This is a genomic window from Streptomyces sp. NPDC059832, from assembly GCF_042731715.1.
GTDB lineage: Bacteria > Actinomycetota > Actinomycetes > Streptomycetales > Streptomycetaceae > Streptomyces.
The window spans coordinates 34142-54500 of record NZ_JBHWIY010000009.1 but is presented as its reverse complement, the minus strand read 5'-3'; the positions used below and the strand labels follow the sequence as shown (position 1 = coordinate 54500).

At 69.9% G+C, this 20359-nt stretch carries 17 protein-coding genes and 5 pseudogenes; 13 read left to right on the top strand and 9 right to left on the bottom strand.

Features of this window, described 5'->3' with window-relative positions; genetic code table 11:
- Positions 1-178: 178 nt before the first annotated feature.
- Positions 179-1303, top strand: a complete 1125-nt coding sequence (locus ACFV8T_RS17755; RefSeq protein ID WP_385328421.1) for an amidinotransferase — start codon at positions 179-181, stop codon at positions 1301-1303.
- 189 nt (positions 1304-1492) lie between these two features.
- Here the strand turns inward: ACFV8T_RS17755 and ACFV8T_RS17750 are convergent.
- Together ACFV8T_RS17750 and ACFV8T_RS17745 are read right to left on the bottom strand one after the other, a co-directional pair.
- Positions 1493-1594, bottom strand: a pseudogene (locus ACFV8T_RS17750) (IS5/IS1182 family transposase); the annotation flags it as partial.
- Positions 1595-1640: 46 nt separating this feature from the next.
- Positions 1641-1835 (bottom strand): hypothetical protein, encoded by a 195-nt coding sequence (locus ACFV8T_RS17745; protein ID WP_385328420.1) that lies wholly within the window; start codon positions 1833-1835, stop codon positions 1641-1643.
- Positions 1836-2723: 888 nt separating this feature from the next.
- On the opposite strand from ACFV8T_RS17745, the gene ACFV8T_RS17740 reads away from it, so the two are divergent.
- A complete protein-coding gene (locus ACFV8T_RS17740) occupies positions 2724-3896 on the top strand; it encodes a cytochrome P450 (RefSeq protein ID WP_385328418.1) in 1173 nt (390 codons plus the stop codon).
- A gap of 565 nt (positions 3897-4461) precedes the next feature.
- Positions 4462-5253 carry an SAM-dependent methyltransferase gene (locus tag ACFV8T_RS17735; protein WP_385328416.1) on the top strand — a complete coding sequence of 264 codons (792 nt, stop codon included), beginning with the start codon at positions 4462-4464 and terminating at the stop codon, positions 5251-5253.
- 291 nt (positions 5254-5544) lie between these two features.
- Here the strand turns inward: ACFV8T_RS17735 and ACFV8T_RS17730 are convergent, their stop codons facing one another.
- Complete coding sequence (locus tag ACFV8T_RS17730) at positions 5545-6159, bottom strand: LysR substrate-binding domain-containing protein (RefSeq protein ID WP_385328414.1); 615 nt, start codon at positions 6157-6159, stop codon at positions 5545-5547.
- Positions 6156-6779, bottom strand: a complete 624-nt coding sequence (locus tag ACFV8T_RS17725) for an NAD(P)-dependent oxidoreductase (protein WP_385328412.1) — start codon at positions 6777-6779, stop codon at positions 6156-6158. The genes ACFV8T_RS17730 and ACFV8T_RS17725 overlap by 4 nt, the downstream gene beginning before the upstream one ends.
- Before the next feature lie 151 nt (positions 6780-6930).
- Here ACFV8T_RS17725 and ACFV8T_RS17720 point away from each other — a divergent pair, with 151 nt between their 5' ends.
- The 6 genes and pseudogenes from ACFV8T_RS17720 to ACFV8T_RS17695 form a co-directional block, all read left to right on the top strand.
- Positions 6931-7317, top strand: coding sequence for a winged helix-turn-helix transcriptional regulator (locus tag ACFV8T_RS17720; RefSeq protein ID WP_385328411.1), 387 nt, complete (start codon positions 6931-6933; stop codon positions 7315-7317).
- Between the two features lie 804 nt (positions 7318-8121).
- Positions 8122-8868 carry an IPT/TIG domain-containing protein gene (locus tag ACFV8T_RS17715; RefSeq protein WP_385328409.1) on the top strand — a complete coding sequence of 249 codons (747 nt, stop codon included), beginning with the start codon at positions 8122-8124 and terminating at the stop codon, positions 8866-8868.
- Positions 8869-9018: 150 nt separating this feature from the next.
- Positions 9019-10035, top strand: a complete 1017-nt coding sequence (locus ACFV8T_RS17710) for an IPT/TIG domain-containing protein (protein ID WP_385328408.1) — start codon at positions 9019-9021, stop codon at positions 10033-10035.
- Between the two features lie 211 nt (positions 10036-10246).
- On the top strand, positions 10247-10759 hold the full coding sequence (locus tag ACFV8T_RS17705) for an Ig-like domain-containing protein (RefSeq protein ID WP_385328406.1): 513 nt from the start codon (positions 10247-10249) through the stop codon (positions 10757-10759).
- A 53-nt stretch (positions 10760-10812) separates the two neighbouring features.
- Entirely contained in the window at positions 10813-11334 is a 522-nt protein-coding gene (locus ACFV8T_RS17700; RefSeq protein ID WP_385328404.1) for a transposase, read from the top strand.
- A gap of 25 nt (positions 11335-11359) precedes the next feature.
- Positions 11360-11600: pseudogene (locus ACFV8T_RS17695) on the top strand (IS5/IS1182 family transposase); the annotation flags it as partial.
- Between the two features lie 89 nt (positions 11601-11689).
- Here the strand turns inward: ACFV8T_RS17695 and ACFV8T_RS17690 are convergent.
- Positions 11690-11875 (bottom strand): annotated as a pseudogene (locus ACFV8T_RS17690) (hypothetical protein); the annotation flags it as partial.
- A 140-nt stretch (positions 11876-12015) separates the two neighbouring features.
- On the opposite strand from ACFV8T_RS17690, the gene ggt reads away from it, so the two are divergent.
- On the top strand, positions 12016-13824 hold the full coding sequence (gene ggt / locus ACFV8T_RS17685) for a gamma-glutamyltransferase (protein WP_385328402.1): 1809 nt from the start codon (positions 12016-12018) through the stop codon (positions 13822-13824).
- Positions 13825-14002: 178 nt separating this feature from the next.
- The gene (locus tag ACFV8T_RS17680) at positions 14003-14731 is read left to right on the top strand and encodes a glycoside hydrolase family 75 protein (RefSeq protein WP_385328400.1); all 729 of its coding nucleotides are present in this window, start codon (positions 14003-14005) and stop codon (positions 14729-14731) included.
- A 28-nt stretch (positions 14732-14759) separates the two neighbouring features.
- On the opposite strand, the gene map is transcribed toward ACFV8T_RS17680, so the two are convergent.
- On the bottom strand, positions 14760-15527 hold the full coding sequence (gene map, locus ACFV8T_RS17675) for a type I methionyl aminopeptidase (protein WP_385328398.1): 768 nt from the start codon (positions 15525-15527) through the stop codon (positions 14760-14762).
- Between the two features lie 41 nt (positions 15528-15568).
- Between map and ACFV8T_RS17670 the strand changes: the two genes are divergently transcribed.
- Entirely contained in the window at positions 15569-15838 is a 270-nt protein-coding gene (locus ACFV8T_RS17670) for a helix-turn-helix domain-containing protein (RefSeq protein WP_266429042.1), read from the top strand.
- A 160-nt stretch (positions 15839-15998) separates the two neighbouring features.
- Positions 15999-17362: pseudogene (locus ACFV8T_RS17665) on the top strand (hypothetical protein).
- Here the strand turns inward: ACFV8T_RS17665 and ACFV8T_RS17660 are convergent.
- From ACFV8T_RS17660 to ACFV8T_RS17650, 3 genes and pseudogenes are all read right to left on the bottom strand, one after another.
- Positions 17350-17550: pseudogene (locus ACFV8T_RS17660) on the bottom strand (serine/threonine protein kinase); the annotation flags it as partial. The pseudogenes ACFV8T_RS17665 and ACFV8T_RS17660 overlap by 13 nt on opposite strands.
- 178 nt (positions 17551-17728) lie before the next feature.
- A complete protein-coding gene (locus ACFV8T_RS17655; protein ID WP_385328397.1) occupies positions 17729-18823 on the bottom strand; it encodes a Rieske 2Fe-2S domain-containing protein in 1095 nt (364 codons plus the stop codon).
- A 114-nt stretch (positions 18824-18937) separates the two neighbouring features.
- A complete protein-coding gene (locus tag ACFV8T_RS17650) occupies positions 18938-20206 on the bottom strand; it encodes an aminotransferase class I/II-fold pyridoxal phosphate-dependent enzyme (protein WP_385328396.1) in 1269 nt (422 codons plus the stop codon).
- Positions 20207-20359: the final 153 nt, after the last annotated feature.

Sequence of the window (20359 nt, the reverse complement as noted above, 5' to 3'; positions counted from 1 at the left end):
GGCACAATCCTCGCCCGCAGGGCCGGCCCCTGCGCGGTCGTATGATCGAGTGCCGCCGATCGGGCGAGCGCTTCCCACGCACCGTACCTTTCGGGGGCTCGTCCAGTTTGCCGGACATGGAAGTAGTGCAGTGGCCCAGCATCCTGACGGCAACGGTAGGCAGAGATGGGGACTTCCTATGATGTCGACGCCATCGGCCAAGACCGACAGCGCTGCGGAATCTCTCGTTTCGCCGGTGAATTCACACAATGAGTGGGACCCGCTGGAGGAGGTCATCGTCGGGCGTCTCGAAGGCGCCACGATCCCTTCCAATCATCCGGTTGTAGCCTGCAACATCCCGCCGTGGGCTGCGCGACTGCAGGGGCTGGCCGCCGGCCGCAAGTATCCGCGCATGCTGATCGAGTCCGCGCAGCATGAACTCGATCAGTTCATTGCTCTCCTGCAATCCCTCGGCGTCGCAGTCACGCGCCCGGACGCGGTCGACCACAGTCGACGCTTCAGCACCCCGGACTGGTCGTCGCGCGGTTTTTGCAACGCCTGTCCGCGTGACAGCATGCTCGTGATCGGCGATGAGATCATCGAGACGCCGATGGCATGGCCTTGCCGCTATTTCGAGACCCACTCCTACCGCGGGATCGTCAAGGACTACTTCCGGCGCGGCGCGCGCTGGACAGCGGCGCCAAGGCCGCAGCTCACTGACGCGCTCTTCGAGAAGGATTTCCGCATCCCCGAGCCCGACGAGCCCATGCGATACATCCTCACCGAATTCGAACCAGTCTTCGATGCGGCGGATTTCGTGCGAGCTGGACGCGACCTGTTCGCCATGCGGAGCAACGTCACCAATCGGATGGGCATCGACTGGCTACGTCGCCACCTCGGATCCGGCTATCGCATCCATGAAATCGAGAGCCGCTGTCGCACGCCGATGCACATCGACACGTCGTTTCTCTTGCTCTCTCCGGGCAAGGTGCTGGTCAATCCTGAATACATCGATATCGACCGCCTGCCTGATGTTCTGAGCTCGTGGGACATCCTGATCGCACCCGAACCCAACCCGATTGATGAGCGCCTGCTCAAGGTCGCTTCGATGTGCGGCAAGTGGCTCAGCATGAACATTCTCATGATCGACAACAAGCGAGTGATCGCAGAGCGGCACCACGTCAACATGCTGCGTGCGCTTGAGAAATGGGGATTCGAGCCGATCCCGTGCGACCTGCTGCACTACGCGCCGTTCGGCGGCTCATTCCACTGCGCAACGCTCGATGTCCGACGTCGTGGCACGCTCGAATCATATTTCCATTGATCGGCAAGCAGTTTGCGGCGCGCTAAGGCCCGGAATGGGCTCGCGTGAGGTGATTGCAATGCGCCGCAAGATTGGCGACGGTTGTTGATGAGTTCCGTGATCGGAGAGGTCCTGTCACCTGTGCTGGGGATCGCCGGCGAGGATGATCATGTCGTTCTCGGCGGTGCGGAGTTCGGGGAGCCCGTGAGCATCGATCACCTCTCGATGGTCTCTCCACCGGCCGCCCTGCCGCGGTGTCCGATCTGGGAGCAACGGCTCGATCCGCGCCCATTGCGCGTCAGCCAACGGCACAGGTGGACAACGATCCGGAGGCACCGGTCGGAACCGGCGCCGCTCGTCAGGCCGTCGGCCCCGGACGGAGCCGCCGTACGTCCCGCACGAGCGTGTACAGAGCGCTGAGGAAGATCACGGCTCCGGCCCCGATCCAGAGGGCCGGTGCCCCGGAGCGGTACTCACGAACGGCAAGGGCGAACAGCAGCATGCTGACAAGGACGCCGAAGGCCGAGATCAGAGTGCTGATGCGGTTGGTCACACGGACATCATCAACGACAACCCCGGCCGGCGGGAGTGATCCAGACGAAAGAGCCCAAGGGCCGTCGTGTGCGGGCTCGGGCCCGGGGGCGGGCGGGCGTCGGGGTGGGGCGGTGGTGTTGTTCGGTGAGGTGGTCCAGACCGGTGCCGGGGCCGTCGTGGAGTCATGCGGGCCGCAGTACGGTGCAATGCGGGAAGGGCCTGGACGGCAGGTTCTCATCGGCCTCGTCCTTGGCCCCGAGATATGTCTCGACGAGTGGGTCTTTCGGGTGACGACCTGCGGGGTCGGTCCCTGTGGAGGAGGGCATGACCGGCATGACCTGAGGGCTGTCCCGTGAGTTGCGCTGCGTCCGCGAGGGTGAGGGTCGCGTCGCGATCGACCGGTCCGGCCTGGCCTGAGGCGCCCAGGCCAGTACCGGTTGTGCAGGGCACCGTGCCCGCGTCGGCGAGCCGTTCCGCGAACTGCTCGACCGTGGCCGTCGCCAGGTCCAGGAGGATCGGGTGCGCCCCGGCGGCATGGGCATCGTCGGCCTGCCCCGGACTGCGGATGAGCCCGGAGACCTGCCCGCCCCGGGCCGTGAGCAGGCGGGATGCTGCGAGGACGACGCGGCCGTGACCGCAGGCCACAACAACGTGCACGGCACTGAAAGTAGTCACGTGTTACGTTGTGTGTTCAAGCTGTGTCAGGTGACGGTGCGAAGCCGTACAGCCCCAGGGTGCCAGGAGCCGGAAGGCGCCGAGGCCAGAAGCCACGGGGACCACTGCGCCCGCTCCTCCGCCGATGGGCACCACCCCGTGCTCCGCGAAACCCGTCACGTGGCCGGCGGACACGGACGGGAACCCGACATCACCGACGCGGTGTCACTGGCCGCCGCACGGCAGGAGGACCATGACCGCCAACGAGGACACTCTTCCCCTGCACCGGCTGACGTTCGCCGCCCCCGGCCCGCCCCAGCACACAACACTGCCCGACGGCAGCCCCGCCTGGCACTTCACCCGCTACGACGACGTCCGCCAGGTGCTGGCCGACGACCGGTTCACCCGAGCCCTGCTGCCCACGAAAGCCGCCTCGCCCCTCACCGACACCCCCGACGCCATGGCCAAGCAGGACGGCACCGGACATCTGAGACTGCGCCACACCGCCAAAGGCACCTTCACTCCTCGCGCGATCGGCCGCGTGATGCCCATGGTCGCCGAGACGGTCGACCGGTTCATCGCCGACCTCGCCGACCACGGCCCACCCGCAGACCTCGTCGACCACTACACCCGCCCCCTGCCCATCGCCGTCATGAACAAGTTGCTGGGCATCCACGATCTGGACGACGCCCGGCTGCTGCGCTGGACCGAACTCGCCTTCCCCGAACCCTCGGTCCCCGAAGAAGAAACCGCCGAGGCCGCACGCGAGTTCACCGAATTCGCCACCCGCCTCATGGCCGAACGCCGACGCACCCCCGGCCCGGACCTGATCACCACCCTCGTACAGACCGCCGACCGCGAAGGCGGCATCCCCGAACCCCAACTCGTCAACTTCGTCACCACCCTCGCGGTCGCCGGCTACGACACCACCGTGACCATGCTGGGCAACGCCCTTCTCTACCTCCTGGACGAACGCCCGCAGGACTGGACCCGTCTGGCCTCCGACGAAGACGAAGCAGCCGCCGGGGCGCTGGCCGACCGCCTGACACACCTGATCCCGCTCAACGACCCCGAGAAGCGATTCAACCCGCTGCGCGCCACCGAGGACCTGGAGATCGGTGGGGCAGCCATCAGGGCCGGAGACCTCGTCACCCTCGACCGCGGCGCGGCCAACCGCGATCCTGCGGCCTTCCCCGGCGACCCCTTCGCCGACCTGTTCGCCCCACTGGAACACCCCACCCTCGCCTTCGGCGGAGGACAGCACTACTGCCTGGGTGTCGCCCTGGCGCGTACGGAACTCCGCCTCGCCCTGCACCGACTGGCCACCCGGCTCCCCGGCCTCCGCCTGACCGTTCCGGTCGACGCCGTCGAGTGGCACACGAGTGCTCTCACCCGAAGCCCCCGACACCTGCCCGCGACCTGGTAGCTCCCGGCTGCTCGACACCAGTGGCGCCTGCGACACCTGACCCCACCGGGCGACACCAATCGGGAACCCCGCCCGGTGAACCGCCGGTCCACCGGACGATCGCGTCCGCGTCCGACTCGCCGCGAGGGAAGAGCAGGACGCCCCGCCGCGGCTCTGAGTGGTACGGCGGCGAGGGGGAAGCGCCGTGTTGTTCGGACGTATGCGTACGGCCGTGACCACTGCCTCCGGTGCCACGAGCGAGGTCAACTCGTTCGCCCACAACCGGAGCTGGGTGTGCCTGACCATGCAGGCAACGGTTCGGGTACCTTGTCGACCAGCTGAACCCGGCGCTCCGTCGACCTGGGATGCACGGGGGCGAGACGGCCTTTCGGATCCTGTTTGATCAGCTGTTGTGCGTAGCGCGCCGGCCCGAGGCGTTCGTTCAGCAGCAGCGGGCCCGGGAAGGCCGCGGGGCCTGGTCGGGCCGCAGATGTGACGGGGGCCTTCCGAGACCTCGTCCCTGGGGGCAAGTACGGGGCGCCGGTTGCCACGGCTGCCCTTCGGACACTACGAGACGAGAACCGAAATGACTGAGCAGCAGACAGAGCTCGAGGCCCAGATCCGCAGCGGTGTACCGCACTCGGCCCGCGTGTGGAACTACTGGATCGGGGGCAAGGACCACTACCCGGTCGACCAGGAACTGGGAGACCAGGTCATCGCGAGCTACCCCCAGACCCGGGACCTCGCCCGTGCGTCGCGGGCCTTCCAGGCGCGTGCGGTGCGGTACCTGGCCGACGAGGCGGGAATCACCCAGTTTCTCGACATCGGAACCGGGCTCCCCGTCCAGAACAGCACCCATGAGGTCGCCCAGAACATCCAGCCGAAGGCACGCATCGTCTACGTCGACAACGACCCGCTGGTCCTGACGCACGCCCGCGCCCTGCTGACAAGCGCGTCGGACGGGGTGACGGACTACGTGCATGCGGACATGCTGGAAGCCGAGCGAGTACTCCAGGAAGCGTCCCGAACCCTGGACATGACACAGCCCGTGGCCGTCCTGGTGCTGTCCACGCTGGGACACGTCGAACCCCGGGCCGGTATCGACCTCATGCGCCGATACATGGCCGGCACGGTGACAGGCAGCTACCTGGTCCTCTGCGACACGGTCGCCACCCCCCAGACTCTGGCAGCCCAGGAAGCCTATGCGGCCGGGGACACTCCGCCCTACCTGGTGCGCCGGCCCGAGGAGATCCTCGCGAGTGCCGACGGGATGGAACTGGTCGAACCGGGATTCGGGTCCATCTCCCTGTGGCGTGCGAGCCTGAGCGAAGATGGTGCTGAGCCCGTCGACCAGTGGGGGTTCGTCGCCCGCAAGTGATATGCGGCCCTTGCCCACCCGCCGGCCACGGCCGAGGCCCCGGACCGGCTGTGGACCGACGAACCGACCTCCGCAGTTCGGCGAGGGGCGGCGTCTTCGGCCAGTACAACGACCTCTGCCGCGTCCGCAACCAGTGTCTCGTCTCGCATCGTTGGGTGGGTTTGCGATGTCCCCTCTGCTGGTCAGCAGACTGCCTCCAGGACCTGATCGCGGGGTGTGATCCCGCGAGCGGGGTGCCGTGGCGGTCGACGGTGAGGTGGTGTCTGCTCCGGGGCCGGCGCCCAGGGGCGATCAGCCGGGTATCGCGCTCCTCGGACCGGCCGGAGCCATGCCCCGTGCGATCTCGCGTGCAGTGCGACCGAAGAGCTCCGTCGCCCGGTTGCCGCCGCCGGACCGCCGCATCAGGCCGTATCCGAGGGGCTTGTCCCCCTCCACCGGGACGTAGGGGATCCCGGGTCGGCCGTGGTACAGGGCGGCGTGGGCCCCTGCCGGCAGAGCCCCACTGCCGCCCGCGACGAGCGTCAGTGCCTCCTGGAAGTTGGTGACGGACGGGCCCTGCCCGATCGGCCTGCCGCTGGGAGTGCGCGTCGGCAACTGATGCTCCAGCCAGCACTCCGGATTGTCTCCCGCGATCGTCAGCAACGGCACACCGGCCAGGCCCTCAAGCGTCACCGTGTCCCGTCCGGCCAGGGTATGCCCGGCGGCGACTGCCAGCACCCTGTCCTCGGTCAGGAGCGTCGGTCCGCGGTTCAAGTCGGCCTCGCAATGCTGGTCATCGGGGTCGACGCGATTCTCTCGCCGACCCTCACCCCACGGCTGGTCGACCGTCGGCGCCGCCCGCGCGCGGGCGCTGCGCCGCCGGAGCAGCACCCCGCGCCCCTGGCTGTCGTGGACCCTGCGTGTCACGCCTCCCGCACGCTGACGGCGGCCCGGTGATGGCGGGGCGCCTCGATCTCGTCGATCAGTGCGACTGCCAGGTCCGCGTACGTAATCCGGCTGGCCGAGTCGCCATGCTCAGCGATCCGGTAACGGCCGGTGGGCGTGCCCCCATGGTCGAAGTCGCCCGCCGGGGCCACGTACGCCCAGTCCAGGTCACACCTCCGCAGCTCGTCGAGGCCCGCCGCGTGGCCGAGGGAGAAGGGGCGGTACTCGTCCGGGTAGCCCGGCTCGTCCATCAGGGGAGCGCCCGACGCACCGGGCATGACCGATGAGAGCCCGACCACCACGAGGCGGTGCACGCCCGCTTCGGCCAGGCCGGTGGTCAGGGCGCGGGACGACGCGGTGAAGAACTCGTGCGGTGGCACGGACAGGTCCGCGGCGGCACTGATGGCGGCGTCATGCGCGGCGGCCACATGCCCGATGCTCGCCGTGTCCGTGACGTCGCCCGCCACCACCCGCACGTCGGTCAGATCGCTGTGGCCCGCAGGGTCGCGCACCACCGCGGTGACCTGATGTCCGCGTCGGTGCGCCTCCGCGACAGCCTGCCGCCCGGCCCGGCCGCCGGCGCCGAAGACCACGATGTTCATGATGAACCGCCTCTCTCACGAGGGCCGGAGCCCGTGCACCCCGGCCAGTACTCGGAGGCTAGCGAGGGCCTCGGTTACCAGTGGGATACCGGCCAAGGGCTGTCCCGTAATCCCTGGCGGGGGATTACGGGACAGCCCTTAGGGTGAAGCCATGAGGGAACCGCTGCCCGCCGACATGTTCGACGAACTGTGCCCGTCCTCGCTCAATCCGATCCGATTCGGCGACAAGTGGGCAGCGCTCATCCTCTGTTGTCTTGAGCACGGGCCGCGCCGGTTCTCCGAGCTGCGCGTGCCGCTGAGCCGCGTCACCCCCAAGGTCCTGACCCAGTCGCTGCGGTCCCTCGAACGAGACGGTCTGGTCAAGCGCACCGTCTACGCCGAGGCCACCCCGCATGTCGAGTACGAATTGACGCCGCTGGGCCGCAGCCTGCTCGAACCGCTGGCGGTTGCTTGCGCCTGGGCGGCGAAGCACTGGGACGAACTACTCGACGCCCGGGAGTCGTACGACAGCGCCACCCGCCTCGACCGCGCCGGATGACGAGGCTGCCGGTGGTCCTGCGCTGGTCGACGATGTGCCGACCGTGGCGAATGGCCTCCTCGGGAGAGACCGCGACACAAGCCTGAGTGGTGTTGGGATCGAGGTGGCCGGGAGCTTCGCAGCGATGTGGATCGGCAGGCCGCCGTTGACCGTCTCTCTCGAAGCCCTCCCAGGGGACAAGGGCGCCGCGGATGACCTGCTTTCTGGTGGGGTGTGAGCTTCGCCCCCGCAGGACTACTCCAAACGGGTGACGCGGTGCCCCGGGGGTTGTGGCATATGCCGGGATGTTGGGTTACTGAAGGCATCCAACCAATGGGCAGCAGTACCGCTCGGGGCGCGTGGTGCCGTGGTGGGTTGTCGCCCTTCACACGTGGGGAGGGTGCAGGTCCGCCGGGATCATGATGGGCACCCCGAAGGGGTTGGATCGCCAGTCGGTGCCGCTTGCGCGGTGCCGACTGGCTTGTTTTGTGTGCCAGGCGGAGGCCGATAGCGTACGCCGGTGGTACGCAGGCGCTCGCAGTAGCGCGCTTTGCCATCCAAGTCCTGTGATTGACGCCTTGTCAGAGATGGTTCCCTGTGGAGTACTTGAGGCAGCGAACCGGTGGGCCGCCCATCCCATGACCGGGGAACACGACAAAGGGCGGTGTCTGCCGGTTCTTCCTTTGTGCACCTACGAGGGAACTCCGTCGACCCGACGGCACGGTTCAGCCGCCCGCTTTCCCGCAAGGGTCCTCGCGAAGGTCGACCCGGCGGCCCCGGTTCCGCTGTGTCCTCTGTCCCGTCCTGTCAGCAAGGAGTCTCTCCATGCCCATCTCTCCGAACCAGGGATCCACCGGCGGTGGCACGCTGGTGACCATCACCGGTACGAATCTGTCCGGCACCACCGCCGTCACCTTCGGCGCCAAGCCGGCCACCAACGTCACCAACGTCTCACCGACCCAGGTCACGGCCATATCGCCCTCGGGCACCGGGCCCGTCGGGGTGACCGTGACCACCGCGGGCGGCACGAGCAACCCGGTTCCGTTCTTCTACGTCGGAGCCCCGTTCAAGTCCTCGCTCGCGCCGACCTCCGGCCCCCTGGCAGGCGGCAACACAGTCACGATCAACGGTGTCGGGCTGGCGACGGCCACCAGTGTGTCTTTCGGTGCCAACGCCGCCACGCCGACGGTCGTCTCCGACACCCAGCTCACCGTCGCCGTGCCGGCGGGCGCAGCGGCGGGTCCCGTCGGAGTGAGCGTGACCACCGCGGGCGGGACGAACAACGGTCTGTCCTACACCTACGTGGACGTCCCCACCGTGACCACCGTCACGCCGGCCTCCGGGTCGACGTCCGGCGGTACGGGTGTGACCATCACCGGCACCAACCTCGGCACCACCGAGTCGGTCACCTTCGGCGGCAACCCGGCACCGTTCTCCGTGGTGAACTCCACCACGGTCTCGGCGGTGACCCCGCCCGGCACTGCCGGTGCGGTCGACGTGGTGGTGACCAACCTGGCCGGATCCGACACGGCCGCCGGCGCGTTCACCTACGTCGCGGCTCCCGGTATCTGACCCCCACCCACGTTGCCGCCCGGTCCTCACCGGGCGGCAACGTGCCTTGACCGCCACTTCCGCCGACGCCCCAGATACGGGGGTTCCCCCAGCCCGGACCGGTATCCGCGTCACCCCGGGCTTCGCCCAGGCTGCCATAGGAGCATCCTCATGCCGCCCACGATCAGTACCATCAATCCCTCGCAAGGGCCCACCACCGGGGGTACCACCGTCACCCTCACCGGTACGGGGATGACAGGGTCCACCGCCGTACGGTTCGGCAGTACCAACGCCACCTCCTTCACCGTCAACTCGGCCAACCAGATCACGGCTGTGAGCCCGCCCCACGCCGCGGGTGCGGCGGCGGTGACCATCGTCCATCCGACCGGCAACAGCAACTCGGTGACGTTCACCTATGTCGTGGCGCAGGTGCCGGTGGTCACCGGGGTGGCGCCCAGCAGCGGTCCGGCGTCGGGCGGCACGAGTGTCACTCTGACGGGAACCGGGTTCACCGGGGCCATGGCGGTCGCCTTCGACGGGATCCCGGCGACGTCGTTCACAGTGAACTCGGCCACCCAGATCACCGCCGTGACGCCCGCCGGAAGTGCCGGGGCCGCCGTGGTGACCGTCACGACGCCAGGAGGCGTCAGCGCCCCGGACACATTCTTCTTCTACGCCGCGCCTCCCGTCCTCAACAGTGCCCTCCCCGCCCAGGGGCCGACGGCCGGTGGCGTGGTGGTCACCCTGACCGGGAGCAATCTGCTCAACGCCGGTGCCGTCCGCTTCGGCGCCACCGACGCCGCCTCCTTCGTCGTGGTGTCGGCGACACAGATCACGGCCACCTCCCCGCCGGGAACGGGTAGTGCACCGATCACGGTGATCACCCCGGGCGGCACGAGCAACCCTGTTGCCTTCACCTATGTCGCCACGCCCACCCTGACGGCGCTGGTGCCCAGCAGCGGTCCGACCTCCGCAGGCACCGTGGTCACCCTCACCGGCACGAACCTGGCCACCGCCTCGGCCGTCACCTTCGGGGGTACGGCCGTCTCATTCACCGTCGTGTCGGGCACACAGATCACAGCGGTCGCACCCGCGGGCCCCGCAGGCCCGGTCACTGTGACCGTCACCACGGCGGGCGGCACCAGCCCCGGACTGACCTACACCAGGGTCGTCGCGCCGGGCATCTGACACCCGGACGTCGGGGAAAAGGCGCCGCAAACAACTCGTACAGCCCCTTGTTGCATCCCCACTCAGCTGCCCTACAGCTGGTCCGGGCGGCTGATCCAACCAGGTTACTTGTGGGCTCCGCTTCCCTGGAAGGCAAAGGAGATCGCCATAGCGTGAAGCCGCACGGCGCCCGCGCCCTGCGGGCCCGGCGACAGAACAAGGAGCCGAACCGGTGAGCATCACACAACACAGAGGGAAGCTGGTCGTCGCCACGGCCCTGGCCGCAGTACTGGGGCTGGCCTCGCCCGCCTGGGCCGTATCGTCCAGCACCACGGTGACGGCCACTCCGCAGTCCGCCGAGGTGGGCACCGCGGTGCAACTGCAAGCCACGGTCGACTGTCCTGCCGACCCCACCGGCGGGCTCGGCGTGACCTTCTTCGACGGCAGCGACGAGCTCGACACCGTGCCCGTGAACGCCAACGGCCAGGCCAGCTACACCACCACGTTCACCACCGTCGGCGCGCACACCATCACCGCCGCCTACAACGGCAACGCGGACTGCGGCGCCTCCAACAACACCACGACCGCCCAGGCCACGCCCGCCTCGAATCCGCCCGGTCCCCCCGCCGGCTTCTGTCTCCTCGCCTGCGGTGGACTGATCAACTTCTCCGTCGGCGACATCACCAACAACGTCAACATTTCCGGGCACCGGCATGGGCCCCGGAGTCAGCAGCACCTGCGCTAGTGCTCCCATGGTGCTTGCCGTGACGGGTGGGCAGGCCGATCGCTGGTGTTGTCATGGGTAGGGATCTTGCTGAGCTCCTTTCTCGGGCAAATGAGTTGAGCGCGGTGCAAGGGCGGTTCCTGCACCGGTTCAGCAGGTTGGAGCCGCGTGAGTCCGCTCTTGGCCATATACGGGGACTCATGGCGCCGCGGGAGCGGAAGAATGGCCGGACGCCGGCCGAGGAGGCGGGGCACGCAGGCCCGGACCGGATCCACCGGCCGCTGAACCGAATTGAGTGGGACGCCGACGGCGCCCCCTGGGCGACGTGCCTGACTACGTGGTCGACAACTCGGCGATCCGGGGCGGTCCTGATCGTGGACGACACCGGCTCTCCGAAGAAGGGCACCGGCTCGGCCGGGGTGCGTCGGCAGTACTCCGGGACCGCGGGCCGCACGGAGAACTGCCAGGTCGGTGCCTTCCTCGCCTGCGCGGCCCCGCTCGGGCGCACGCCGATCGACCGTCGTCCGTATCCGCCCGTCTCCCGGACGGACGACCGTGAGCGCGGACGCCGGCTACGGCAAGGGCCGGCGCTTTGAGCTGGAACAGGCGGACGTCTTTCACGGCTCGCACGTCAGGGCCCTTAAGAGGGCGCACACCGGACCTTCGCCGGTGGACCGGGCCCGGCCCGGGAGCAGACGCCATCTCATCGTCGACCGCCACGGCACCCCACTCGCTCCCTGCGTCTTCGACCAGCGGAAACCGTCACGACGTCACCCGGATCGTGTCACTGCTCTACGCCCCACCCCGCGTCCGTGGCCTGCGGGGCCGGTCCCGCCACCGGTCCCGACGGCTCCTCGCCGACCTTCACCTCCCCATGCTCCAACTCGTCCGCAGTATCACCGGCTTGCTACGCCTTTGAACCTCATTCCGGAACGAGCAGTTCAGTGCTTTGGAGACAGGCCCGCCGACACAGACTCGGCGCGCTCGCCGAAACCCTGCTGCGCGATGTCGTGGGACAGGATCTGCGCGTGGGCCGAGCAGACCTTGATGAAGCGCGGAGAGCTCCAGCAGGGCAAACGCAGCGTGGCGGTGGACGGCGCCGTCGCCGCCCGCGTCGCGGTTGACGACCAAGCGACAGCCCTTGGCAGGCACTCGGAATTGCCCGGCAGCCACGGGCGGGTATGCAGGCGGGCATTCGGACTCGGCATCACGGCGGTCCTGACGGAGTGGGCGGGACGGCGTTACCCTGCGCGGACGATCCTGCACTGGAGGTGCGCATGCGACGTTCCGTTGCGCGGAATGTGTCGTTGTCGGCCGTTCTCGCCGCTGTCGTCACGATCGGGGCCGCTGCCCCGTCCTCGTCCGCGCCACCGTCGGCTGCGCCGCCCAAGTCACCTGTCGCGGTGGGCTACGGAGGGGCGGTGGCCAGTGTCGACGCGGATGCCTCGGCCGCCGGTATCGAGGTGCTCCGCAAGGGCGGCAACGCCGTGGACGCCGCGGTGGCGACCGCGGCGGCGCTCGGTGTGACCGAGCCCTACTCGGCAGGCCTCGGCGGAGGCGGCTACTTCGTCTACTACGACGCCAAGAGGCACACCGTGGAGACGATCGACGGCCGGGAGACCGCGCCGCGCAGCGCGGACTCCTCGCTGTTCCTGGAGAACGGCAAGCCGCTCGCCTTCGACGCGGCCGTGACCAGCGGACTCGCCGTGGGCACCCCGGGTACCCCGGCGACCTGGGACACCGCGCTCGACACCTGGGGAAGCAAGTCGCTGCGGCAGGTGCTGAAACCGGCCGAGCGGCTGGCCAGGGACGGCTTCGTCGTCGACAGCACCTTCCGCTCGCAGACGGAGGGCAACCAGGCCAGGTTCGCCGATTTCCCGGCGACCAGGAAGCTCTTCCTGCCAGGCGGCCAACTGCCGGTGGTCGGCTCCGTGTTCAAGAATCCCGACCTGGCGCGCACCTACGAACAGGTGGGCCGCGAGGGCGTCGACGAGCTGTACCGGGGCGGGCTGGCCGACGACATCGTACGGACCGTGCGCACCCCGCCCGTCGACCCGAAGTCCACCCGGGTGGTGCGGCCCGGCGATCTCACCGCGAAGGACCTGCGGTCCTACCGGGCGCTGCGGCAGGCCCCGACGAAGACCGGCTACCGCGGCCTGGACGTGTACGGCATGGCGCCCTCCTCGTCCGGTGGCACCAGCGTCGGCGAGGCGCTCAACATCCTTGAGTCCACGGACCTTTCGAAGGCGAGCGAGGCGCGGTACCTGCACCGCTACATCGAGGCGAGCCGGATCGCGTTCGCGGACCGCGGACGATGGGTGGGCGACCCTGCGTTCGAGGACGTGCCGACGCGGGAACTGCTCAGTCAGCGGTTCGCCGATGCGCGGGAATGCCTGATCAAGGACGACGCGGTGCTGACCAGCCCGCTCGCACCGGGCGACCCGAGGCACCCGGCGGACTGCAAGGCCGGTGGAAAGGCCGCCCCGACGACGTACGAGGGGGAGAACACCACCCATCTCACCGCGGCCGACAAGTGGGGCAACGTCGTCGCGTACACCCTGACGATCGAGCAGACCGGAGGCAGCGGCATCACCGTGCCGGGGCGGGGCTTCCTGCTCAACAACGAGCTGACGGACTTCTCGTTCGCGCCCGCCGACCCCGCGGTCCACGACCCGAATCTGCCCGGTCCGGGCAAGCGCCCGCGCTCGTCCATCTCGCCGACGATCGTGCTGAAGCACGGCGAGCCGGTGCTGGCCTTGGGGTCGCCCGGTGGTGCCACGATCATCACCACCGTCCTCCAGTCGCTCATCGGCTCGGTCGACCGGGGGCTCCCGCTGGTCGACGCCATCGCGGCACCGCGCGCCAGCCAGCGCAACTCGGCGACGACGGAGCTCGAACCGGAGCTGTGGAACAGTCCGGTCCGGGCGGAACTGGAGTCGCTGGGACATGTCTTCAAGCTCAACCCCGAGATCGGGGCGGCGACGGGTGTGCAGCGGCTGCCGGACGGACGGTGGCTGGCTGCCGCGGAGAAGGTGCGCCGGGGTGGGGGATCGGCGATGGTCGTGAAGCCGGACGGACGCCCGTGACGGCCGACGGCCGTTGGTCGAGCCAGAAGTGACGATGTATCAATAGCCTGCCATGCGGGGCTGGTTCCTTGTGTTCATTCATGAGGAACCAGCCCCGTGGTCTTGACGGAGGCATCCACCCGGGGCCATGTTGAGCGCGTCGGTAAGGAAAGTTTCCTAATGGAAGGGCACCCCCACTGTGCGTACCCGAACGCTCGCCCTCGCTGCCGCCTCCGGCGCCGCCCTGCTCGCGGCCGTCACCCTGACCCCGGCGGCCCACGCCGACCCGGCCCGGGGCGCGGCCCCCGCCCCTGCGGGCCGGTCCGGGGCGGACCTCAAGGAGGGTTCCGTCAGCGCGGCCGACCTGCTGGCCAAGGTCACCTCGTGTTCGCAGATATCCAACGGCAAGTACCGTACGGACGAGGAGACTTCGGCGACCATTCCGGTCTGCGGCAAGAACGGTGCCGTGTTCTGGAAGGCCGACATGGACATCGACTGCGACGGCGAGATCACCACCGCCTGCAACAAGGACACCGACCCGTGGTTCCAGAACGACACGGCGTTCCCCACCTCCGCCGGAAAGCCGCTGAACGCCGAGAAGCTGCCGTACGTCGTCGTACCGAGTGTCAGCAGCATCTGGAACTACGGCGATGCCGGCATCAAGGGCGGTGGCGTCGTCGCCGTCATCTACAACAACCAGGTCGAGTACGCGGTCGTCGGTGACACCGGACCCAACAAGATCATCGGTGAGGCCTCGTACGCCACCGCCAAGGCCCTCGGCATCGACCCGGACCCGGAGACCGGCGGCGCGGAGTCCGGCGTCACCTACATCCTGTTCAAGAACTCCAAGGTGTCGCCGATCGAGAGCCACGGCGCCGCCGTCACCGCCGGTGACGCCCTCGCCAAGCAGTTCATTCAGAACAACTAGCGCGGGACGGGCTCCAGGACCCGGGGCGTCACAGCGCGGTCAGGATGCGCGGGCCGTCGTCGGTGATCGCCACCGTGTGCTCGGCGTGTGCGGCGCGGCTGCCGTCGGACGTGCGCAGTGTCCAGCCGTCCCGGTCCGGATGGAAGGCGTCCTTGCCGCTGCCGATCAGCATCGGCTCGATCGCCAGCACCATCCCGTGCCGCAGCGGCATGCCGCGACCCGGTCGTCCCTCGTTGGGGACGGCCGGGTCCTCGTGCATCGAGCGGCCCACGCCGTGGCCCCCGAACCCCTCCGGAATGCCGTATCCCGCACTGCGGCAGACCGTGCCGATCGCATGCGCGATGTCGCCGATCCGATTGCCGACGACAGCCGCCGCGATGCCCGCATCCAGCGCTTCGAAGGCCGTCTCGACGAGCCGGGTGTCGGCGGGCCGGGCGCGCCCGACGGTGAAACTGATCGCCGAGTCGCCGGCCCAGCCGCCCAGCGTCGCGCCCGCGTCGATGCTCACCAGATCGCCGTCGCGCAGTCGCTGGTCGGTGGGGATGCCGTGCACGATCGCGTCGTTGACCGACGCGCAGATGACGGCGGGGAAGGGGGTGGGCGCGAAATGCGGCCGGTAGTTCAGGAACGGTGACCCGGCGCCCGCGTCACGCAGGACCCCGCGGGCCACCTCGTCCAGTTCGCGCAAGGAGACGCCGACCGCCGCCGCTTCGCGTACGGCGGTCAGGAGCTGCGCGACGACCCGGCCGGTCTCGCGCATCGCTTCGATGGATGTGTCTGTCTTGAGTTGCACCATGCCAATTACTATACCGGTCTGAGCGGTATTAGAATGACGGCATGGTACGAACGCCCCTGACCCCGGAAGAGCGCCGTCGCGGCGAACGCCTCGGCGTGCTGCTGCGCGAGGCGCGCGGCGGACGCAGCATGGTCGAGATCGCGGCGAGCGCCGGAATCTCCGCCGAGACGCTGCGCAAGATCGAGACGGGACGCGCTCCCACCCCCGCCTTCTTCACCGTCGCGGCCCTGGCCGGGGCGCTCGGGCTCTCGATGGACGAGATCCTCGCCCGCTGTGCCCCGGAGCCGGACGTGGTGCCGCTGGCGGGGTAGGTCCCCGGCGGTCCGGGCGGGGCGCTCGGGCGGCGGTGCGGTGCGGCGGTCGTGCTTCGGCCGCATCGCGCCCGAAAAGCGTGCGTAGCCGCGTCGTAACACGGCTGATGTCGAATGCCTGCGGGCTGGAAGGCTCCGGTCGATGTCGGCGAGGGCGAAGATGACAGAGCATCAATATGGCGGGGAAGTACGGGAGTTCATCCAATACCTACGGGATGTTGTGGCGCTGCTGGACCCCGGGAGCGGCTGGTACGGGATCTTTTGCCGACGTGATCCTTCCGGGATGCGCGCCTGTCTCGACGGCGCCGAGATTCCGCCCTGGGACGTGATGGAGTCGCTCCTCCAGGACCTGGCGGCCAGGCGTGGCACGGCGTTCGCGCAGCACGAGTCGGTACGGGGTGCCGAGCTGTACTCCGCCTCGGTGGCCGCCCATGACCGGCGCGCGGGTGGGCGGCAGATGCTCGTCGAGCGGCTGGAGCTGATGCTGCGGGAGCAGACGCACGCGGCCCGGCGGCTCCGGGCCGCCGCTGCGGGCGGCACGGCCCCGGACACGGAGGCGGTCGCCTGGGCCCGGGACGACCACGAACGCGCCACGGCCCGCTGCTCGGAGCTGCGCGCACGGCTGGCCGCGGTGTCGGCGCCGAAGGGCTGGTTCCGCACGGAGGAGCCGGACCGGGCCGGGGAGGCCGAGCCGGTGCACGGGGACCCGTCCGATGCGGAGGGGGCGGCGCGGCTGGAGGCGGCCGCACCCGAGCACGGCCCGGAAGTCACGCTCCCGGCTCCCCGGCCACCCGCAGCCAGGCGCGGGAAGCCGCGCGGTGCCCGGTTCGCGGGGCTCGACGCGGATGACACGGACGACGTCCCGGCCGTGACCGCTCCCGTCCTGCCCGTCCCACCGGCCACGGCCGCCGTGCCACGCGGAGCCCGCTTCGCCGCCGCCCCGGCCGACGACGCATCCACGGCCCCCGCCCGCGCCGCCGCCCCGGATCCGAGGTCCGCCGGGCCGCCGCGGCGGTCGTCGAGCGGCTGATCCGGCTGCGGGCCGGGGGCCGCAGCGGCGAGGCGCATGTCGTGCTGTGCGAGGCGGCCGGCCGGCCCGCCGATCGGCTGCCGGTACTCGCCGTCGAGCTGCACCGTGCGGGGCTCGACGCCGACTGGGCGACCCTGCTGTGGGAGGTGTCCTCGCTGCCGCTCGCCGAACTGGCCGCGGCTGCCGCCGCGTTGAACGCCGCGGGGCGCCCCGACGACTGCGCGCAGCTGCTGCGCCAGGGTGTGGCGAGGCCGGCCGGGGAGATCGCCGATGCGGTGGCGGCCCTGGAGCGGGCGGGGCACGGGGCGCAGGCACAGGCGTTGCTGGGCGCCTTCATCCGGGTACGGACTCCGCAGGACGCGGCTCGGGTCGCGGCAGGTGATGCGCGCCGTCTCGTCCCGCGACTGCTGGCCGCGGCCCGAGCGGTGTCGCCGGCCAGGGAACGGGATGTCGTCCACGCACTGCGGGTGGCGGGCATCGTGAACCCGGCCTGACCCACGCTGCGCGCGGCCGCGACCTCGGCGCGGAACCGCTCCCGGAAGTGCGGGTCGGACGCGAGCTCCGAGCGCGCCACCTTCACGGCCACCGCGCGTCCGCCGCGCGAACGCGCCGGATAGACGGTGCCCATCCCGCCGGCCCCCAACTCGCGCTCCACGGCGTACCCGCCGATGCGCTCCGGCAGGCCGGCACCGTCCGCCCCGTACCCCGTGTGCTGTATGCCTCTCCCTGTGCTCCGGCGCCCGGTATGACTCAGGCACACCGCTCTGTCGGGCACAGGTCCGGGACGGGCCGCGTACGTCGATCCGGTCCGGGATCACCTCAAATACCTGATCGGGCAGGGTATTTGGCAAGGGCGGTTCTCAAGGCACCTCGGCCCCGTCGGCCTGCTCGACGTGATCGGGCCGCATCACCCGGTCCTTTCCCGGCGGCGGGGGGTAGAACCGCCGGGCCCAGCGCCGGAACGGGCCGATCGGGCCGTCGCCGGGAGCGAGCCGGGGCGGTTGCTGGTACTGCTTGTGATGCCAGATCGGGAAGTCCGCGGCGGTGAACTCGCAGCTGGACCGGAAGACGGCGCGGTCCAGCAGCCTGGCCGCGGTCCGGCTCACCGCACGGGCGAGCGGGGCCGGCAGCCGGGCCGGCTCGGTGAAGGCGATGCGGTTGAGCTGCCGGAACTGCATCCGGTTGGGCGCGATGGCCGTCGGCATCACCATCGTGCACATCCGCAGCCCCAGCCGGGGCGTGTGCACGTCGGCGTGCAGGCAGCCGAGTCCGTAGCCGTCCACCTCCACGTCGACGACGAAGCTGCCCAGGAGCGGCGCCGACTCGTGGGCCCGCATGGACACATGGAACGCGGCGTCGTCATAGATCACGGGCCCGCCGATCTCGGCCCTGTCCCAGCCGTGCAGGGTGGCGAAGTGCCCGAGGTCCACCGAGTTCTCGATGACCTCCTGGACATTGCCGGCCAATTCCCAGGCCGCGTGCCGCGCAGGCCGGTGGCCGATCTCGTGCCAGTCGGGAATGAACCAGTCCGGAGCCCGGCCGTCGTGGTGCCGCCAGACGAACACGGCGCCATTGACCTCGTGCACCGGCAGCTGCGACAACGGCGACCTCGGGGGCGTCGTGTCATATCCGGTACGCACACACGTGCCGTCCGGGCCGAACGCGAAGAAGTGGAAGGGGCAGACGAGATCGTCCCCGTCGACCTTCGCCAGACCGAGATGGGCGCCCAGATGCGGGCAGTACGGACGGATGGCGCGGACCGCTCCCGTGCCGAGCCGGTACAGCACCACGTCCTGACCCGCGAGCGGCCGGGTGAGCACGGTGCCCGGCCGCAGCTCTTCGGAGAACGCCAGTGCGGACCAGCCGCTCGGATAGGGAAGGGCGGGCGCGCCCGCAGCATCGGCCGGTGTCGGCCCCTCGCTGATGGCGCGCCCGTACTCGCGTGACTGTCCCACCACTGCCCCTTCCGGATTCGATCGCCTGGAGACTGCCCAGACTGTTCCGGGATCCTCCCGAAATGCCGTACATCACTCGAACGGGAAACAGTGGGGAGGGAGTTGACGGAGTGGTCAGTGTGCCCGCTGCTCGTACCCCACCAGCCTGACGCAGACGGCGAGCCCCGCGATGGCCTGCTCCAGCTCCGCGAGCCCCGGGTAGCTGGGCGCGATCCGGATGACCGCGTCGCGCGGGTCGTCGCCGTACGGGTGCGTGGCGCCGGCCGGGGTCAGCACGATGCCCGCCTCGGCGGCACGGCGTACGACCTCCTTGGCGCAGCCGTCCGGCACCTCCAGGGTGACGAAGTACCCGCCCTCGGGCGAGGTCCAGGTCGCGAGCCCGGTGCCGCCGAGCTCGGCGTCCAGGATCCGGGCCACCACCTCGAACTTGGGCTGGAGCAGGGCGCGCTGGCGCTCCATGTGGCCCCGCACCCCGTCGGCGTCGCGCAGGAAGAGGACGTGCCGCAGCTGGTTCACCTTGTCCGGGCCGATCGAACGATTGGCGTTGTTGCCGAGCAGCCACTGGAGGTTCGCGGGCGACGAGCCGAAGAACGCGACGCCCGCGCCCGCTGTGGTGATCTTCGAGGTGGAGCCGAACACGAACGCCCGGTCCGGGTTGCCGGCCCCGGCGCAGGCGGCGAGCAGATCGGCGATCTCGACGGGCTCGTCGGTGAGGTGGTGGGCGGCGTAGGCGTTGTCCCAGAAGATCCGGAAGTCGGGAGCGGCGGTGCTCATCGAGGCGAGGCGGGCCACGGTCGCGTCGCTGTAGCAGACGCCGTCCGGGTTGCTGTACTTCGGCACGCACCAGATGCCCTTGATCGCCGGGTCCTCGGCGACGAGCCGTGCCACGACCTCCATGTCCGGACCCTCGGCCGTCATCGGCACCGGGATCATGTCGATCCCGAAGCGCTCGCAGAGCGCGAAGTGCCGGTCGTAGCCGGGCACCGGGCACAGGAACGCGATCCGTTCCTGATCCACCCAGCGCGACTCGGCGCCCGGCAGCACGCTCAGCAGGGCGTGGACCAGGCAGTCGTGCATCAGCTCAAGGCTGGAGTTCCCGGCCGCGAGCAGCTGGTCGGCCGGCACCTGGAGCACCCCGGCGAATATCTCCCGGAGCTCCGGCAGCCCCTGCAGCCCTCCGTAGTTGCGTACGTCCGTGCCGTCGGCGGAGGTGTGCCGTCCGCCCGGCAGGCTCAGCAGGTCCTCGGAGAGGTCGAGCTGCTCGGGGGCCGGCTTGCCCCGGGTGAGGTCGAGCGAGAGCCCGAGCCCCGCCAGGTCCTGGTAGTCCCGACGGGCCCGGTCGAGGAGCCCGGACAGGGCGTCGGGGCTCAGCTCGGTGGTCATGGTGTTTCCTCTCGCAGGTGCCGCTCGGACGGGGGCGCCTGCCGAGAATACAAACCGGCGCGCGGGCCCCACGGCCCGGGAGGCATGAGCCGTCCTCCCCGGGGTGGAAAGACGATGGACGTGTGGACCGCACGGGTGCGAAACGTGATCGAC

Coding starts and splice junctions, on each gene's coding strand:
- map (WP_385328398.1), bottom strand. CDS start 15,527: ATGGTGCAACTCAAGACAGACACATCCATCGAAGCGATGCGCGAGACC.
- ACFV8T_RS17740 (WP_385328418.1), top strand. CDS start 2,724: ATGACCGCCAACGAGGACACTCTTCCCCTGCACCGGCTGACGTTCGCC.
- ACFV8T_RS17700 (WP_385328404.1), top strand. CDS start 10,813: ATGGGTAGGGATCTTGCTGAGCTCCTTTCTCGGGCAAATGAGTTGAGC.
- ACFV8T_RS17650 (WP_385328396.1), bottom strand. CDS start 20,206: ATGACCACCGAGCTGAGCCCCGACGCCCTGTCCGGGCTCCTCGACCGG.
- ACFV8T_RS17755 (WP_385328421.1), top strand. CDS start 179: ATGATGTCGACGCCATCGGCCAAGACCGACAGCGCTGCGGAATCTCTC.
- ACFV8T_RS17710 (WP_385328408.1), top strand. CDS start 9,019: ATGCCGCCCACGATCAGTACCATCAATCCCTCGCAAGGGCCCACCACC.
- ACFV8T_RS17670 (WP_266429042.1), top strand. CDS start 15,569: ATGGTACGAACGCCCCTGACCCCGGAAGAGCGCCGTCGCGGCGAACGC.
- ACFV8T_RS17725 (WP_385328412.1), bottom strand. CDS start 6,779: ATGAACATCGTGGTCTTCGGCGCCGGCGGCCGGGCCGGGCGGCAGGCT.
- ACFV8T_RS17720 (WP_385328411.1), top strand. CDS start 6,931: ATGAGGGAACCGCTGCCCGCCGACATGTTCGACGAACTGTGCCCGTCC.
- ACFV8T_RS17715 (WP_385328409.1), top strand. CDS start 8,122: ATGCCCATCTCTCCGAACCAGGGATCCACCGGCGGTGGCACGCTGGTG.
- ACFV8T_RS17735 (WP_385328416.1), top strand. CDS start 4,462: ATGACTGAGCAGCAGACAGAGCTCGAGGCCCAGATCCGCAGCGGTGTA.
- ggt (WP_385328402.1), top strand. CDS start 12,016: ATGCGACGTTCCGTTGCGCGGAATGTGTCGTTGTCGGCCGTTCTCGCC.